This is a genomic window from Rhodococcus sp. KB6 (assembly GCF_001445685.1).
In the GTDB taxonomy this organism is placed as follows: Bacteria; Actinomycetota; Actinomycetes; order Mycobacteriales; family Mycobacteriaceae; genus Rhodococcus_F; species Rhodococcus_F qingshengii.
Window position 1 is genome coordinate 1 of record NZ_LNAK01000078.1, and the last position, 254, is coordinate 254.

1 rRNA gene is annotated in these 254 nt (G+C 50.8%); it reads left to right on the plus strand.

The window, feature by feature from the left end:
- Positions 1–254, plus strand: a 23S ribosomal RNA gene (locus tag ASU23_RS12225); the annotation flags it as partial.

Below are 254 nucleotides of genomic sequence, written 5' to 3' on the forward strand. Positions count from 1 at the left end.
AGGAAGAGAAAACAACCGTGATTCCGTGAGTAGTGGCGAGCGAAAGCGGAAGAGGCTAAACCATGGGTGTGTGATAGCCGGCAGGTGTTGCATTCGTGGGGTTGTGGGGTTCATTTTGTCAATACTGCCGTGTTGGCCAACAGTAAGAAATCACAGGGTTAGTGGAAGTGGTCTGGAACGGCCTGTCGTAGAGGGTGAGAATCCCGTACACGAAAACTTTGTGACTGTTGTAATGGAAACCCAAGTAGCACCGG